The following is a 16,635-nucleotide window of genomic DNA, read 5'->3' as shown; positions in this document are numbered from 1 at the left end:
TCAGACCTTCACGTTGGCGGTGTCGAGTTCGGCTGCGACTTCGGCCGGCGGCAATTCATCGAGGGCATCGTCGATCGGCGCGCCGGAGAGGCGAAGCACGATGCGCTCCAGCGTGAAGAGCACGATGAGCGCGCCTCCCGCGACAAGCGGGACATAGTCCCAGCCCCCCGATATGCCGAGTGACGGCAAGACAGAGCCCCAGGTCAATGCGACCAGCTGGCTGCCATACCAGATCATGCCGATGCCGAAGGCGAGCGCGACGAGGTCCGAAATCATCCGCAGCCAGCGCTTGCCGCCTTTTGGCAGCACGTAGAGCAGGACGTCGAAGCCGAGATGATAGTTCTCGCGCACGCCGACGGCAGCGCCGAGGAAAATGAACCAGCTCATCAGCATCACCGAGCCCGGCTCGGTCCAGCTCGGCGAACGATTCAGAACATAGCGGCCGAACACTTGCCAGGCGACGAAGGCGGTCATCAGCACCAGCCCGATGCCGGCGATCGACAGCGCCGCCGTGCTGACGCGCGACATCACTTGCGCGACGCCGGACAGGAGCGGTCTTGGTTTTAGGCTGGAAGTCACCGGTTTTCTCCGCAAGAGGACGGCGGCGCGGGATGTCCGCGCCGCCGCTTGATCACTGCACGGCCTTGATGGCTTCGACCATGGCCTTCAGCTTGTCGTCCTTGACGTGCTTCTCGTAGACCGGGCCCATCGCGTCGATGAAGGGCTGCTTATCCGGCGTCGTGATCTGCGAACCGGCCGCCTCGACCTTGGCGCGCGATTCCTTGACCTTGGCGGTCCACAGCTCGCGCTGCTTGGCGACGCTCTCCTTGGCGGCCGCTTTGAAGATCGCCTGGTCTTCCGGCGTCAGCTTGTCCCAGCTCGACTTCGCCATGACGAAGGCTTCCGGCACCATCGTGTGCTCGTCGAGCGAATAGTATTTGGCGACTTCCGCGTGCTTGGCGGTGTCGTAGCTCGGAAAATTGTTCTCCGCACCGTCGATCACCCCGGTCTCGATCGCCGAATACACCTCGCCATACGGCATCGGCGTCGCGTTGGCGCCGAGTGCCGCCACCATATCGACGAAGATGTCGGACTGGATGACGCGGAACTTCATGCCGGCCATGTCGGCTACAGTGTTGATCGGCTTCTTCGAATTGTAGAAGGAGCGCGAGCCGCCATCGTAAAAGGCGAGCAGCACCAGCCCGACCTGGTCGAACGCCGCCGCGATCTGGTCGCCGATCGCCCCGTCCATGACCTTGTGCATATGGTCTTCCGAACGGAAGATGTAGGGCAGCGAGGGTACGGTGGTCTCCGGGATGAGCCCGTTGAACGGCGCCATCGAGACGCGGTTGAGATCGATCACGCCGGTGCGCACCTGCTCGATCGTGTCCTTTTCCTCGCCGAGTTGCGCGGAAGGATAGAGTTCGACCACATAGCGGCCGGCCGTGCGCTCTTTCACGAGCTCGCCGAAATATTTGACCGCCTCGACCGTCGGATAGCCGTCCGGGTGTGTGTCAGACGAGCGCAGGACCGTCTGGGCGCTTGCCGTTCCGGCCAGCAGTGCGGCGGCAAGTAGCGTAGCTCCCGCCCGTCTTGAAAAATGCAGCATTGGTTTCCTCCCGTTTGAACGATGGCGGCAAGCGCCGTTAGAGCCGGTACGCCTTTTTCGCGAGCGTATAGGCAAGTTCCTGCGCCAGCTCGTGCGCCTCGTCCTCGCCGAGCCGATGCTCGGCGACGAGACGCGCCAGATATGCGCAATCGACCCGGCGCGCCACATCATGGCGGGCCGGTATGGATGGAAAGGCGCGGGTGTCGTCGTTGAAACCGACGGTGTTGTAGAAACCGGCCGTTTCGGTGGTCATCTCGCGGAACCGGCGCATGCCTTCGGGGCTGTCGTGGAACCACCAGGCCGGCCCGAGCTTCAATGCCGGGTAGACACCGGCGAGCGGCGCCAGCTCGCGCGCATAGCTGGTCTCGTCGAGGGTGAACAGGATGATGGTGAGATCGCGCTCCAGCCCGACACAGTCGAGCAGCGGCTTCAACGCCGTCACATAATCGGTTCGAGTCGGGATATCGAAGCCTTTGTCCCTGCCGAACTTCTGAAAGACAGCCGGCGAATGATTGCGCCAGGAGCCGGGATGGATTTGCAGGACCAGCCCGTCGTCACGGCTCATCTTGGCCATCTCGGTCAGCATCTGGGCGCGAAACAGCTTTCGCTCGCGCTCGTCGTTCGAGCCCCGGCGGATGCGGTTGAACAGCTCCTCGGCGGCGGCATCCGAGAGATTGGCGGTTTCGGCCGTCGGATGGCCGTGATCGGAGGAAGTCGCGCCAAAGCTCTTGAAGAAGGCGCGCCGCTGGCGATGCGCATCGAGATAGCCGGCCCAATTGCCGGTGTCGCAGCCGGTGATCTCGCCAAGCCGGTCGAGATTGGCCGAAAAGCCTTCGAAGTCGGGATCGACGATCGCATCCGGCCGATAGGCGGTGACGACGCGGCCCTCCCAGCCGCTGTCGCGGATCATCTGGTGCCATCTGAGATCGTCGAGCGCGCCTTCGGTCGTCGCGATGACCTCAATGTTGAAGCGCTCGAACAGCGCTCGCGGGCGAAAATTCTCCCACTGCAGCAGCGTCGCGATCGTGTCGTAGTGGCGGTCGGCCGTCTTGGCATTCAGCGGCTCGTCGATACCAAACAGATGGGCGAGCACATGGTCGAACCACAGCCGGGTCGGCGTGCCGCGGAACAGGTAATAATGCTCGGCGAAGCGCCGCCAGATCGTTCTGCCGTCGGTTTCCACCGGCGAACCGTCACGCGTCGGCACGCCAAGCTCCTCAAGCCGAACACCCTGGCTGAACAGCATGCGGAAAATGTAGTGGTCCGGCACGATCAGCAACTGCGCCGGATCGGGAAACGCCTCGTTGAGCGCATACCAGCGCGGATCGGTGTGGCCGTGCGGGCTGACGATCGGCAGGTCCTTGACCGCGGCGTAGAGATCGCGGGCCAGCGAAAGCGGGCGCGCCTCGGCGGCAAACAGCAAGTCCGGATCCGTCAATGCGGCCACGTAAATCCTCCCAATCCGGACATCGGTAGGGTTGGAAAGAAATAATGTCAACATACAAAAAATGGGTTGTTGTATGATGACTTTTCGTCGGCCATTGCCCATTGTGCGTGACGGCAACGGGTGTTACGCCGCCTGCCAACAGTGACCCAGCAACCTCGATCAGACACGCCGCGCAATGACCAATAGACGCCTTTCCAACAGCACGCTGAAGGCACTGCCGGCTTCGGTCGCGGTTCCCCGCTACGACCGCGGCGCTATTGCGCCAGGCATCGTCCATCTCGGCGTCGGCGCGTTCCACCGCGCCCACCAGGCGGCCTATGTCGACGACTGTCTGGCGGCTGGAGAGACAGGCTGGGGCATTGTCGGCGTGTCCTTGCGTAGTCCAGACACGCGCGACGCACTGGCGCCGCAGGATGGCCTCTACACACTGGCGATCAGGAGCAGCGTCGAAGAAGAGCTGCGCGTCGTCGGTTCGATCCTGTCGCTGCTGGTGGCGCCGGAAGATCCGGCTGCGGTGCTCGCCGCTCTGACCGATCCGCTCACCCGTATCGTCACGCTGACGATCACCGAAAAGGCCTATCTGAGGGCAGCCGGCGGCGGACTGGACAATACCCACCCCGACATCGTCCATGATCTGGCTAACCCGCAAATGCCACGAACGGCGCATGGTTTCCTGACGGAGGCGCTGTCGCGCCGCCGTGCCACCGGCATCCAGCCTTTCACCGTGCTCTGCTGCGACAACCTTCCGGCCAATGGCGCCACGCTGCACCGCCTGCTGGTCGAATTCGCCGCACTGCGCGATGCCAGGCTCGCCACTTCAGGCGATGCCAGGCTCGCCGCACACATCGCCGACGGCGTCGCCTTTCCGTCGAGCATGGTCGACCGCATCGTGCCGGCGACCACCGATGCCGACCGGGCGCGTATCGCCGTCGAGCTCGGCGTCGAGGATGCCTGGCCGGTGATGACCGAGCCGTTCTGCCAATGGGTGGTCGAGGACGACTTTCCGGCGGGCAGGCCGGCCTGGGAAAAGTTCGGCGTCACCATGGTCGGCGACGTCGGGCCGTTCGAGGACATGAAGCTGCGGCTGCTCAACGGCTCGCATTCGGCAATCGCCTATCTCGGCCTGCTCAGCGGCTACGACACGGTCGACCGCGCCTTTGCCGATCCGGCGATCCGGCAATTCGTCGACGGCTTGTGGGCCGAGGCGATCCCGACGCTGCCGCCGGACGCCGGGCTCGATACGGCCGGCTACACGGCCCAGCTCGCCGAACGTTACTCGAACACGGCGCTGGCCCATCGCACGGCGCAGATCGCCAATGACGGCAGCCAGAAACTGCCACAGCGCATCGTCGCCTCGGCCGTCGAGCGGCTGAGTGCCGGTGATCCCCCAGCCCATCTGATGCTGGTGGTGGCCGCCTGGATCGCCGCTTGCGAGGCGCGCGGCAAGACCTTGCCCGAAGCCCATTTCACCGACCCGATCGACACTCGGCTTACGGCGCTCGGCAGCCGGCCGGCTGATGAAGCTGTGACAGCGATGTTCGATCTCGCCGGCTTCGCCAGGGACCATTCCCAGCGCATGACACTGATTGATCTGACGACAGCCCATCTCGAGCGCCTGCGGCGGGGCGGGCCTGCCGCTGCCTTGGCGGCGCTTGGCATAGGGAGTGAGAAGCCATGAGACAGACTTGGCGCTGGTTCGGGCCCGACGACCCGGTGACGCTTGCCCATGTCCGTCAGGCCGGCGCCGTCGGCATCGTCAGCGCGCTGCATCACCTCAATGACGGCCGCGCCTGGCCGGCGGACGAGATCGCCAGGCGCAAGGCAGAGATCCAGGCAGCAGGCCTGACCTGGGACGTGGTCGAGAGCATCGTCGTCCACGAGGACATCAAGACCCGCAGTGGCGACTGGCGCACCCTGATCGACAATTATAAGGCCTCGATCCGCGCCGTCGCTGCCGCCGGCATCAACACCATCTGCTATAATTTCATGGCGATCACCGACTGGACGCGCACCGACCTCGACTATCCGATGCCGCATGGCGGCACGGCGCTGCGCTTCGATGTCGTCGAGCTCTGCGCCTATGACGTCTTCATCCTCGAGCGAAAACGGGCGGAGGCCGATCACCCGCCGGCCCGTGTCGAGGCGGCGCGTGTGCGGCTGCAAGGCATGAGCGAAAGCGACAAGGCGAGACTGGAGCTCAACCTGATCGGCTGGGTGCCGGCGCGCGAATTCATCTTCGATCGAGCGAGCTTCCGCCGCGCCCTCGACCTCTACAAGGACGTCTCTACCGAAGGACAGCGCGAAAACCTGTTTGCCTTCCTGCGCGAGATCGTGCCGGTTGCCGAAGAGGCCGGCGTCAGGATGGCGATCCACCCCGACGATCCGCCTTTTTCGTTGTTCGGCCTGCCGCGCATCGTTTCCAAGGCAGCCGATGCCCGCGCGCTGCTCGACGCCGTCGCTTCGCCGGCTAACGGACTGACACTGTGTACCGGCTCCTACGGCGCGAGCGCGCAGAACGATCTGCCGGCAATGGCGAAGGCTTTCGCCGAGAACATCCATTTCGCCCATCTGCGCAATGTCACCAAGGAGCCCGACGGCTCCTTCCACGAAGCCGAGCACCTCGACGGCGACACCGACATGGTGGCGGTCGTGTCGGCGCTGATTGGCGAGGAGCGGCGGCGCAAGGCGGCAGGCAGGGCGGACTGGCAGATTCCGATGCGTCCGGACCATGGCCATGCCATTGTCGACGACATCGGCAAGAAGGTGAACCCCGGCTATTCCTGCATCGGCCGCCTGAAGGGCCTCGCCGAACTGCGCGGCGTCATGCGCGCCGTGGAAGCGCTGACGGTGTGAGCTATTTGCCTGACGGATCCAATACTTGCCGGGAAGAATAGTCGACGCCTTTAGAATTCCAGAACAGCCGCACGGCCTTGCCGACCAGATTTTCACTGGGAATAAACCCGACGCTGAATCGGCTGTCGGAGGAATTGTCCCGATTGTCGCCAAGTGCAAAATAGTGGCCTGCGGGCACGATCCACGAGTTCGTGTTGTCCCCGATGGATGAATCTGTCAGGTTGAGAACGGTGTAGGACACGCCCTCTGGCAAAGTTTCACGTTGAAGTTTGACTGGATCGGGGAACTCTTCGGACGAAAAAGAGCCAATATCCTCGAGCCCCACCGCTACCTCGTTGATGTAAAGCATCCCGTCGATGATCTGGATCTTTTCGCCCGGAAAGCCGACGATCCGCTGGATGTAGTTCACGCTCGGATCGGGCGGGAACTTGAATGCCACCACATCTCCCCTTTTGGGTTCCGCGCCCAATAGGCGCCCGTCAAATGAGAGCACGTTGAAGGGCACGCTGTAGCGACTGTAGCCGTATGCGGATTTGGACACGAAGAGATAGTCGCCCTCCCGCAACGTCGGCGTCATGCTGCCAGACGAGATCGAAAACGATTGGAACACCAACGAGCGGATTACAAACGCAGCCACGATGGAGGCGTAAAACGCCAACACGAACACCGACACCCCTTGCGCATACCATTTGTCCGGCTTGAACCGATGCGCAAAGGGAACAACGAGCGTCGCCCACAGGATCATCAAGCCGATACCTGAAAAGTTGCCCGCCGCCGCAAGATCCATGCCCGGCACCACCGGAATTCCGATGTAGCAAAGCGCGATGCTGACAGCACTGATCACAAACAGGCTTATGACAGCCAGTTTGCCAGCGCCAATCCATAGAAATCCGCCAAACGGGCCGCCAAGGGCCGACACCAGGGCCGTCGACCATCTGGATCGCGAGACTGTTTCTTGTTGCACTGTTTGTTCTGTCATCGGCCCCCCACGCCAAGGCAGCCTGACTGTTCACCAAATAAAAAAGCGAGGCAAGCCTCGCTTTCTCGACGCCGAACTGATCCTTCGCGTTAAGCCGGCAGGATGGCGCCTTCAAGCGTGGTGAGCTGGTTAAGGAACTGCTCGGCCTTGCTGCGGGTCTGGTCGTCCTTGGCGTCGGCGGCGTCTTCCCTCGCCTCCTGGATGCGGCGGGCAAGCTCGGCGCGGTCGATGTCGCCGACGGCCACAGCCGATTCCGCCAGCAGCGTGCAGCCGGCCGGAACGATGTCGGCAAAGCCGCCGAACACCACGTAGCGTTCTTCCTTGCCGGAAGCGGTCTTCAACGTGACGACGCCCGGCTTGATCGTGGTCATGACCGGTGCGTGATGCGCCATCACGGTCATTTCGCCCTCGGCGCCTGGGATGACGACGGATTCGACCTGCTCGGAAACCAAGAGGCGCTCCGGCGAGACCAGTTCGAACTTGAAAGCTTCAGGCATGATCAATTTAGCGAATAGGGAATAGTGAGTAGCGAGTAGTGAAGAAACTCGTCCGGCTCATAGACCCCTATTCGCTACTCCCTATTCGCTATTCGCTTTGGCTTACGCCGCTTCAGCCGCCAGGCGCTGTGCCTTCTCGACCGCTTCCTCGATGCCGCCGACCATGTAGAAGGCGGCCTCCGGCAGGTGGTCGTAATCGCCGTTGCAAAGGCCCTTGAAGCCCTTGATGGTGTCGGCGAGGTCGACCAACTTGCCCGGCGCGCCGGTGAACACTTCGGCGACGAAGAAGGGCTGCGACAGGAAGCGCTCGATCTTGCGGGCGCGGGCAACCGTCTGCTTGTCCTCTTCCGACAGCTCGTCCATGCCCAGGATGGCGATGATGTCCTGCAGCGACTTGTAACGCTGAAGGATCGACTGCACCTGGCGCGCGACCTGGTAGTGCTCCTCGCCGACAACCATCGGGTCGAGCATGCGCGAAGTCGAATCGAGCGGATCGACCGCCGGATAGATGCCCTTTTCCGAAATCGCGCGGTTGAGCACGGTCGTCGCGTCGAGGTGGGCGAATGAAGTCGCCGGTGCCGGGTCGGTCAAATCGTCGGCCGGCACATAGATCGCCTGCACCGAGGTGATCGAACCCTTGGTCGTCGTGGTGATACGCTCCTGCAGCGCGCCCATGTCGGTGGCCAGCGTCGGCTGGTAGCCCACGGCCGAAGGAATGCGGCCGAGCAGCGCCGACACTTCCGAGCCCGCCTGCGTGAAGCGGAAGATGTTGTCGACGAAGAACAGCACGTCCTGGCCCTGGTCGCGGAAGTATTCGGCAACCGTCAGGCCGGTCAGGCCGACGCGCGCGCGCGCGCCCGGCGGCTCGTTCATCTGGCCATAGACGAGCGCGGCCTTGGAGCCTTCGCCGCCGCCCTTCTTGTTGACGCCGGACTCGATGAACTCGTGATAGAGGTCGTTGCCTTCGCGGGTGCGCTCGCCGACGCCGGCGAACACCGAGAAGCCGCCATGCGCCTTGGCGACGTTGTTGATCAGTTCCTGGATCAGCACCGTCTTGCCGACGCCGGCGCCGCCGAACAGGCCGATCTTGCCGCCGCGGGCATAGGGGGCCAGCAGGTCGAGCACCTTGATGCCGGTGACCAGGATCTGCGCTTCCGTCGACTGCTCGACATAGGTCGGCGCCGGCTGGTGGATCGAGCGCATCTCGATGCCGTCGACCGGGCCTGCCTCGTCGACCGGCTCGCCGATGACGTTGATGATGCGACCGAGCATGCCAGGGCCGACCGGCACGGTGATCGGCGCGCCGGTGTCATAGACGTCCTGGCCGCGAACCAGACCTTCGGTGGAGTCCATGGCGATGCAGCGTACGGTGTTTTCGCCGAGATGCTGGGCCACTTCGAGCACCAGGCGATTGCCGACATTGATCGTCTCAATCGCGTTCAGGATCGCCGGCAGATGTTCGCCGAACTGCACGTCGACAACAGCGCCGATGACCTGGCGAACCTTGCCCGCCAAGCCGGTTTTCTTGATGGTAGCGGCCGGCGTATTCACGGCGGCGGCCTTGATTGCTGCCGCCTTCTTGGCCGGAGCGGCCTTTGCTGCCGCCGGAGCCTTTGCTGGTGCCGCGGCCTTAGGGGCTGCCGTCTTCGGGGTCGCTGCTTTCGCCATCGTCTTTACCCTTTTCGTCTCTTTGTTTCTCACACGCTTGAGGTCGATGACCTCCTTGGGAGCGTGCCTAGAGCGCCTCGGCGCCCGAAATGATTTCGATCAATTCCTTGGTGATCTGCGCCTGCCGCTGGCGGTTGTAGGTGATCGACAATTTGTTGATCATGTCGCCGGCATTGCGCGTCGCATTGTCCATGGCGCTCATCTTGGCGCCCATCTCGCCGGCCGCATTCTCGAGCAGCGCGCGGAAGACCTGCACGGAGATGTTGCGCGGGATGAGATCGGAGAGGATTTCGCCCGGCTCCGGCTCGTATTCGTAGACAGCGCTGCCACCATCCTTCGCTTCAGCAGCATCCGAAACCACGCCCGCCGGGATAATTTGCTGCGCTGTCGGGATCTGGCTGATCACCGACTTGAACTGCGAATAGAACAGCGTGCAGATGTCGAAGCCGCCTTCGTTGAACAGATGGATCACCTTCTTGGCGATGGCATCGGCATTGACGAAGCCCAGCGTCTTGACCTCGCGCAGATCGACACGCTCGATGATCAGCGCCCCGTAGTCGCGGCGCAATATGTCGAACCCCTTCTTGCCGACGCAGATGATCTTGACCTGCTTGCCGTCGGCCAGAAGCTTGCGGATGTGGTCGCGGGCAAAGCGGGCGATCTGCGAATTGAAGCCACCGCACAGGCCGCGTTCGGCCGTGCAGACGACAAGCAGATGTACGTCGTCCTTGCCGGTGCCGGTCATCAGCGCCGGGGCATCGCCGCCACCGCCGATCGCCTGGGTAATGTTGGCCAGCACCGCGCCCATGCGCTCCGAATAGGGACGCGCCGCTTCAGCCGCTTCCTGCGCGCGGCGCAGCTTCGCCGCGGCGACCATCTGCATCGCCTTGGTGATCTTCTGCGTCGCCTTGACCGAGGCGATACGGTTACGAAGGTCTTTTAACGAAGGCATGCTTCAAACCTGATCCCGTCCGGTCCACTCAAGCAAAGGTCTTGGCGAAGGCGTCGATCTCTGCCTTCAGCCTGGCGCGCAGATCGTCGGACAGCGCCTTCTCCTTGCGGATGCCGTCGAGCACGTCCTTGCCGGCCGAGCGCATGTGCGACAACAGCCCCTGCTCGAACTTGCCGACCTGGTTGATCGCCAGCTTGTCGAGATAGCCGTTGACGCCGGCGAAGATCACCGCGACCTGCTCCTCGACCTTGAGCGGCGAGAATTGCGGCTGCTTCAAAAGCTCGGTCAGGCGCGAGCCGCGATTGAGCAGGCGCTGCGTGGCGGCGTCGAGATCGGAGCCGAACTGCGCGAAAGCAGCCATTTCGCGGTACTGCGCGAGCTCGCCCTTGATCGACCCGGCAACCTGCTTCATCGCCTTGATCTGCGCCGAAGAGCCGACGCGCGACACCGACAGACCGACATTGACCGCAGGACGGACGCCCTGGAAGAACAGATTGGTTTCCAGGAAGATCTGGCCGTCGGTGATCGAGATGACGTTGGTCGGGATATAGGCCGACACGTCGTTGGCCTGCGTCTCGATGATCGGCAGCGCCGTCAGCGACCCGCCGCCATTGTCGTCGTTGAGCTTGGCGGCGCGCTCGAGCAGGCGCGAGTGCAGGTAGAAAACGTCGCCCGGATAGGCCTCGCGGCCCGGAGGACGGCGCAGCAGCAGCGACATCTGGCGATAGGCGACGGCCTGCTTCGACAGATCGTCATAGCTGATCAGCGCGTGCATGCCGTTGTCGCGGAAATATTCGCCCATGGTGCAGGCGGTGAACGGCGCCAGGAACTGCATCGGCGCCGGATCAGATGCGGTCGCAGCGATGATGATCGAATAGTCGAGCGCGCCGCGCTCTTCCAGCACCTTGACGAACTGCGCCACGGTCGAGCGCTTCTGGCCGACGGCGACATAGACGCAGTACAGCTTTTCCTTCTCCGGGCCGTTGTCGTGCACCGATTTCTGGTTGAGCATGGTGTCGAGGATGATCGCGGTCTTGCCGGTCTGGCGGTCGCCGATGACCAGCTCGCGCTGGCCGCGGCCGACCGGGATCAGCGCGTCGATGGCCTTGAGGCCGGTCGACATCGGCTCGTTCACCGATTTGCGCGGGATGATGCCGGGCGCCTTGACGTCGACGCGCTTGCGTTCGGTGGCCTGGATCGGGCCCTTGCCGTCGATCGGGTTGCCGAGCGCATCGACGACGCGGCCGAGCAGGCCCATGCCGACAGGCGCGTCGACGATGGCGCCGGTGCGCTTGACGGTATCGCCTTCCTTGATGTCACGGTCGGCGCCGAAGATAACGACGCCGACATTGTCGGCTTCGAGGTTGAGGGCCATGCCGCGGATGCCGCCGGGGAACTCGACCATCTCGCCGGCCTGGACATTGTCGAGGCCATAGACGCGGGCGATGCCGTCACCGACGGACAGCACCTGGCCGACTTCGGAGACCTCGGCCTCCTTGCCGAAATTCTTGATCTGGTCTTTCAGAATTGCGGAAATTTCCGCGGCGCGGATGTCCATCAGCCGACCTCTTTCAGTGCAAGCTTGAGCGAATTGAGTTTGGTTTTGAGCGACGTATCGATCTGGCGCGAGCCGATCCTGACCACCAGCCCGCCGAGCAGCGACGGATCGACGGTGACGGTGATCGCCACATCCTTGCCGGCGACGCTTTTCAGCGCCGCTTTCAGCTCGGTTTCCTGGGCAGGCGTCAGCGCATGCGCCGAGGTGACCTCGGCGGCGGTCTCGCCGCGGTGTTCGGCGGCGATCTGGCGGAACGCCTTGATCATTCCTGGCACGGCGAAAAGCCGGCGGTTCTGGGCAACGACGCGCAGGAAATTGCCAGTGAGGCCCGTGATCCCCGCTCTGTCGGCGATCGCGGCGATCGCCTTGGCCTGGTCTTCGCTGGAGAAAACCGGGCTCCTGATCAGCCTCGAAAGGTCAGCGCTGCCTTCGAGCATCGCTTCGAAACTGTTGAGGTCGGTCTCGACGCTGGCCACCGAATTGGCCTGCAGCGCGAGTTCGAACAGCGAACCCGCATAGCGTTCTGCGACACCTGAGATTGGCGATGACGATTGGGCCACGGACCGTCTTTTCTCTTGTCTGACAGGCCGCAGATTGTTGGCGCGAGCAAAAACTCTGGCTAAATCTTTGACCTTACTGCATTTTTCCAAGCACGGAGGCGCGGCTTCCGCTATCCCCGGTCGAAAGTCGATTGCCGTCTAGCACAGGCATTTTCAGACCGCAATGCGTCGTCCGGCATGGTTTTCAGGCACTATTGTCGCATCCGCTCGCCGAGTTCAGCAACCAACCCCGGATTGCTCTGTGATTCAGGGCAAAAAGCCGAAGGCGAACGCGAGCGGCAGCGCCGCCAGCACCAGCTCGACGACGATGGATGCCCAGTTGAACGGCGTATTGGCGCCGTCCGACATCATCGACAGCAGCCGGCCGAAGGCGGTGAATAGCCAGGAGAAGCCGAGCGCCATGTAGAGCAGCGGCTGCGCCAAGAGGATGCAGCACAGGCTGACGCCGAGATAGAAGCCCGACATCCGGCCGCGCCCCTCGGCGATCGCCGCTGCCTTCTCCGGTCTGACCTGCAGCCGCAGGATGCGGAACGCCAGCTGTGGAGCCAGGAATAGCAACAGGCCGAGCAATAGAGTCGCGACCGCGCTCGACCATGCCAGCCACTCGCCCTGGCTCATCGGCCATGGAAACGCAAATTCCATCCTTGTCCCCTCGTAAATGGATATTCAAAATTTCGGGCATTCTAGCGAAGCAACTGACATGCGCCAGATGGGCCGTCGGCAATTTGCAGGGCGCGTCAGCTCAACGCGAGCGCGACCGTTGTCTCGACCGGGCTAACAGGACGTTAAACAATGGGCTGTTTTTTTCTGCACAATTCCTATATTGTGACTACATGAGACCACAAGGGGTTCCGCGCATGAAGACGATGCAACTGCGAGAGGCAAAGGCCAGCCTTTCCGCGCTCGTGGAGGCCGCTGAGAACGGTGAGCCCACGGTTATCACCAAGCACGGCAAGCCCGCAGTCATGGTGGTGCCAATCGGTGAGGGACGGAAACTTTATCCGCAGAACAGCCAAAAAGACTTCGTGGATTTCCTGCTTCGGTATCCAGGCGGCATCGAGCTTGAGCGAAACGAATCGCCGTCGCGGGAAGTGGAGTTTTGACCGGCTATCTGCTTGATACGTCTTTTCTCTCGGCATTTGCACCTGGTAGGCCTCTGCTTCCGTCACACGTGCAGAACTGGGTTGCTGTACAAGGAGAACGCGGCTCTTGGCAGCTCTCGTCGATCGTCATCTTGGAGGTGGAACGAGGAATCGCGAAACTGAAGCGGGCGGGCGGGCATATGAAGGCGGAGCGCATCAATGAGTGGTTCGAAAGGTTGCTTCTAGAGTTCAACCAGCGCATCCTTCCCATCGATTTAGCAATCGCGCGAGAAGCCGGAAAACTGGAAGACGCCACTATCGCCAGAGGCGCCAATCCGGGACTGGCGGACGTTCTGATCGCAGCTACCGCCCGTTTGCACGGCCTGTCAGTTTTGACGGCCAACACCCGGCATTTTGCGATTCTCGACGTGCCTTACCTGAACCCATTCACCGAACGCGTCTCGAAAGGGTAATCGACACCTTACAAAAAGCTTTGCGGGTCGATATCGACCTGGACCCGCACCGAGGCCCTTATCTTCGGTCCCTCGGCCAGCATGGTGCGGATGAACCCTTGCATGTCGGCGCGCCGCTCGCCCTGGATCAGTAGGCGAAAGCGATGGCGGCCGCCGATCAATGACAGCGGCGCCTCGGCCGGACCGAGGACGAACAGGTCGATGGCTTGCGGCGCGGCACGGCGCAGGCCGCGGGCGTGCCCTTCGGCTTCCGCCCGGGTCGCCGCGCTGACGATGACGCCGGCGAGCCGGCCGAAGGGCGGCAGCCCCGCCCGCTCGCGTTCGGCGATCTCGCGCTCGTAGAAGGCCTCGGCATCGCCGGAGACGATCGCCCGCATCACCGGGTGGTCGGGTTGGAAGGTCTGCAGCAGGCCAAGGCTCTTCTTGCCGGTGCGGCCGGCGCGGCCGGTCACCTGGCTGAGCAGTTGGAAGGTGCGCTCGGCGGCGCGTGGGTCGCCATTGGCCAGGCCGAGATCGGCATCGACGACACCGACGAGCGTCATGTTGGGGAAATTGTGGCCCTTGGCGACGAGTTGCGTGCCGATGACGATGTCGGCCTCGCCATTGGCTATGGCTTCGAGCTCGAGCCGCAGCCGCCGCACGCCGCCCATCAGGTCGGACGACAGTACGATGGTGCGGGCATCAGGGAAATGCGCGACGACCTCCTCGGCGATGCGCTCTACGCCCGGCCCGCAGGCGACCAGATGATCGAGCGTGCCACATTCCGGGCAGGCCTCGGGCCGGCGTTCATTGTGCCCGCAATGGTGGCAGACGAGCTGACCGCGAAAGCGGTGCTCGACCAGCCAGGCCGAGCAGACCGGACAGCCGAAGCGGTGGCCACAGACCCGGCAGAGCGTCAGCGGCGCATAGCCGCGCCGGTTGAGAAACAGCAGCGACTGTTCCTTTCTTTCCAGCGTCTGCCGTATATGGCCGAGCAGTACAGGCGACAGGAAGCCGCCGCGTGCAGGCGGCGCACGGCGCATGTCGATCGTCTTGAGATCGGGAAGTGCCGCCTCGGCAAAGCGCGCCGAAAGCACCGCCCTGCTGTAGCGGCCCTGGCTGGCATTGACCCGGCTTTCGACCGACGGTGTCGCCGAGGCGAGCACGACCGGAAACCCGCCGATATGGCCGCGCACCACGGCCATGTCGCGCGCGTTGTAAAAGACGCGATCCTCCTGCTTGTAGGCGGGGTCGTGCTCTTCGTCGACGACGATCAGCCCAAGCTCCCTGAACGGCAGGAACAGCGCCGAGCGCGCGCCTGCGACCACCCGCACGCCGCCTTCCGCCACCTGCCGCCAGACCTTTTCGCGCATTCTTGGCGGCAGGTCCGAGTGCCACTCAGCCGGCTTGGCGCCGAACCGCTCCTGAAAGCGCTCGAGGAAGGCGTGGGTCAGCGCGATTTCCGGCAGCAGGATCAACACTTGCGTGCCGCGATCGAGCGCGGCCGCAACCGCCTCGAAATAGACCTCCGTCTTGCCGGATCCGGTTACACCGTCAAGCAGAGTGACGCCGAATATGCCGGCCGCGACATTGGCGCGCAGCATCTCGGCGGCATCGCTCTGGTCGGGCATCAGTGCCGGCACGGCGTAGCCGGGATCGGGTGCTGCGACCACCGGCCGCGGCGGGATCATCACCGTCTCGAATACCCCCTGCGCCCTCAGCCCGTCCACCACCGTCGACGACACGCCTGCCGCATGCGCCAGGCCCGACCGCGTCCAGGCGAGCCCACCTTCGGCCGTTTCCAGCACGCGCGTCCTCGCCTCCGTCATCCGGTCGGGCTTGGCGAAGGTGCGCTGCAGCCCTTCGATCCACGGCTCCTGATCGAACGCCTCCGGCGCCCTGAGCAGCATGCGCGCCACCATGCCGGGCGGCGACAGCGTGTACTGCGCCACCCAATCGACAAAACGCCGCATCGCGCGGTCGATCGGCGGGCAGTCGAAAACCTGCTCGATCGGCCGCAATTTCTTCGCGTCGACCTTTTCGACGGCGCCGTCCCAGACGATGCCGGCGACCTGGCGGGGCCCAAGCGGAACGCGCACGATCGAGCCCGGCACCACGCGCATGCCAGCCGGCACAGCATAGGTGTAGGGGCGCTCAGCAGGCATTGGGACCAGCACCGGTGCGGCCGCGACAAAGGGCGAATCTTCGATCATGAGGCGTGACCTTGCCCCGACTTTGGTCTAGATCAAAGTCCGACCCCGAATGTGCATGACCTGCACATGAAAAATCTTCAGGAGACCGCCATGAAATTTTTTGTCGACACCGCCGATGTCAAGGAAATCCGTGAGCTGAACGATTTGGGGCTGCTCGACGGCGTAACCACCAATCCGTCGCTGATCCTGAAATCGGGCGGCAAGATCGCCGACGTCACCAGAGAGATCTGCGAGATCGTCAAGGGACCGGTCTCAGCCGAAGTCGTTGCCACCGAGTACAAGGATATGATGACGGAGGCCAAGATCCTGGCCAGGATCGCCGACAATGTCTGCATCAAGGTGCCGCTGACGCTCGACGGCCTGAGAGCCTGCAAGGACATCCGGTCGGACGGCCGCATGGTCAACGTCACGCTGTGCTTCTCGGCCACCCAGGCGCTGCTCGCCGCCAAGGCCGGCGCCTCCTTCATCTCGCCCTTCGTCGGCCGCATCGACGACAGCGGTTGGGACGGCATGGAACTGATTGCCGATATCCGCACCATCTACGACAATTATGATTTCCAGACCGAAATCCTGACCGCTTCTGTGCGCACGGTGAACCATGTCAAACAGGCGGCACTGATCGGCGCCGACGTCATCACCGCCCCGCCGGCGACGCTCAAGGCGCTGGTCAAGCACCCGCTGACCGACAAGGGCCTGGAGCAGTTTCTCGCCGACTGGGCAAAGACCGGCCAGAAGATCGGCTGAAGCGAAATATCCTACGTCGAA

The 16,635-nt window shown here is 63.4% G+C and carries 16 protein-coding genes; 5 read left to right on the top strand and 11 right to left on the bottom strand.

Translation table 11 applies throughout. From position 1 onward, the window contains the following. The 3 genes from NKH05_RS03830 to uxaC form a co-directional block, all read right to left on the bottom strand. Entirely contained in the window at positions 1–528 is a 528-nt protein-coding gene (locus NKH05_RS03830) for a TRAP transporter small permease (protein WP_023719697.1), read from the bottom strand. Positions 529–631: 103 nt separating this feature from the next. Beyond that, entirely contained in the window at positions 632–1,609 is a 978-nt protein-coding gene (locus tag NKH05_RS03825) for a TRAP transporter substrate-binding protein (RefSeq protein ID WP_023719698.1), read from the bottom strand. 37 nt (positions 1,610–1,646) lie between these two features. Then, the gene (uxaC, locus tag NKH05_RS03820; protein ID WP_352494129.1) at positions 1,647–3,056 is read right to left on the bottom strand and encodes a glucuronate isomerase; all 1,410 of its coding nucleotides are present in this window, start codon (positions 3,054–3,056) and stop codon (positions 1,647–1,649) included. Between the two features lie 175 nt (positions 3,057–3,231). On the opposite strand from uxaC, the gene NKH05_RS03815 reads away from it, so the two are divergent. Both NKH05_RS03815 and uxuA read left to right on the top strand, forming a co-directional pair. After that, the gene (locus NKH05_RS03815) at positions 3,232–4,734 is read left to right on the top strand and encodes a mannitol dehydrogenase family protein (protein ID WP_023719700.1); all 1,503 of its coding nucleotides are present in this window, start codon (positions 3,232–3,234) and stop codon (positions 4,732–4,734) included. After that, the gene (gene uxuA, locus NKH05_RS03810; protein WP_023719701.1) at positions 4,731–5,909 is read left to right on the top strand and encodes a mannonate dehydratase; all 1,179 of its coding nucleotides are present in this window, start codon (positions 4,731–4,733) and stop codon (positions 5,907–5,909) included. The genes NKH05_RS03815 and uxuA overlap by 4 nt, the downstream gene beginning before the upstream one ends. Position 5,910: 1 nt before the next feature. On the opposite strand, the gene lepB is transcribed toward uxuA, so the two are convergent. The 7 genes from lepB to NKH05_RS03775 form a co-directional block, all read right to left on the bottom strand. After that, a complete protein-coding gene (gene lepB, locus NKH05_RS03805) occupies positions 5,911–6,888 on the bottom strand; it encodes a signal peptidase I (RefSeq protein WP_502895829.1) in 978 nt (325 codons plus the stop codon). Positions 6,889–6,977: 89 nt separating this feature from the next. After that, positions 6,978–7,385, bottom strand: a complete 408-nt coding sequence (locus tag NKH05_RS03800) for a F0F1 ATP synthase subunit epsilon (protein ID WP_023719703.1) — start codon at positions 7,383–7,385, stop codon at positions 6,978–6,980. Between the two features lie 102 nt (positions 7,386–7,487). Continuing rightward, entirely contained in the window at positions 7,488–9,053 is a 1,566-nt protein-coding gene (atpD, locus tag NKH05_RS03795; RefSeq protein WP_023719704.1) for a F0F1 ATP synthase subunit beta, read from the bottom strand. 67 nt (positions 9,054–9,120) lie between these two features. Then, complete coding sequence (locus NKH05_RS03790) at positions 9,121–10,005, bottom strand: F0F1 ATP synthase subunit gamma (RefSeq protein ID WP_023719705.1); 885 nt, start codon at positions 10,003–10,005, stop codon at positions 9,121–9,123. Positions 10,006–10,033: 28 nt separating this feature from the next. Beyond that, on the bottom strand, positions 10,034–11,563 hold the full coding sequence (gene atpA, locus NKH05_RS03785) for a F0F1 ATP synthase subunit alpha (RefSeq protein ID WP_023719706.1): 1,530 nt from the start codon (positions 11,561–11,563) through the stop codon (positions 10,034–10,036). Continuing rightward, positions 11,563–12,123, bottom strand: coding sequence for a F0F1 ATP synthase subunit delta (locus NKH05_RS03780; RefSeq protein ID WP_023719707.1), 561 nt, complete (start codon positions 12,121–12,123; stop codon positions 11,563–11,565). Before NKH05_RS03780 ends, atpA begins: the two co-directional genes overlap by 1 nt. A gap of 246 nt (positions 12,124–12,369) precedes the next feature. Further along, entirely contained in the window at positions 12,370–12,765 is a 396-nt protein-coding gene (locus NKH05_RS03775) for an AGROH133_08824 family phage infection protein (protein WP_023719708.1), read from the bottom strand. Positions 12,766–12,980: 215 nt separating this feature from the next. Between NKH05_RS03775 and NKH05_RS03770 the strand changes: the two genes are divergently transcribed. After that, on the top strand, positions 12,981–13,226 hold the full coding sequence (locus tag NKH05_RS03770; protein ID WP_023719709.1) for a type II toxin-antitoxin system Phd/YefM family antitoxin: 246 nt from the start codon (positions 12,981–12,983) through the stop codon (positions 13,224–13,226). Beyond that, on the top strand, positions 13,223–13,678 hold the full coding sequence (locus tag NKH05_RS03765; protein WP_352640107.1) for a type II toxin-antitoxin system VapC family toxin: 456 nt from the start codon (positions 13,223–13,225) through the stop codon (positions 13,676–13,678). Before NKH05_RS03770 ends, NKH05_RS03765 begins: the two co-directional genes overlap by 4 nt. An 8-nt stretch (positions 13,679–13,686) precedes the next feature. Here the strand turns inward: NKH05_RS03765 and NKH05_RS03760 are convergent, their stop codons facing one another. Next, complete coding sequence (locus NKH05_RS03760) at positions 13,687–15,870, bottom strand: primosomal protein N' (protein ID WP_352640106.1); 2,184 nt, start codon at positions 15,868–15,870, stop codon at positions 13,687–13,689. Between the two features lie 90 nt (positions 15,871–15,960). Here NKH05_RS03760 and fsa point away from each other — a divergent pair, with 90 nt between their 5' ends. Next, entirely contained in the window at positions 15,961–16,614 is a 654-nt protein-coding gene (fsa, locus tag NKH05_RS03755; protein ID WP_352640105.1) for a fructose-6-phosphate aldolase, read from the top strand. The last annotated feature ends 21 nt before the right edge of the window (positions 16,615–16,635 follow it).

Source organism: Mesorhizobium sp. M1399, assembly GCF_040317735.1.
Classification (GTDB): Bacteria; Pseudomonadota; Alphaproteobacteria; order Rhizobiales; family Rhizobiaceae; genus Mesorhizobium.
The sequence above is the reverse complement of the archived record's forward strand: the minus strand, read 5'-3'. Positions and strand labels throughout refer to the sequence as shown.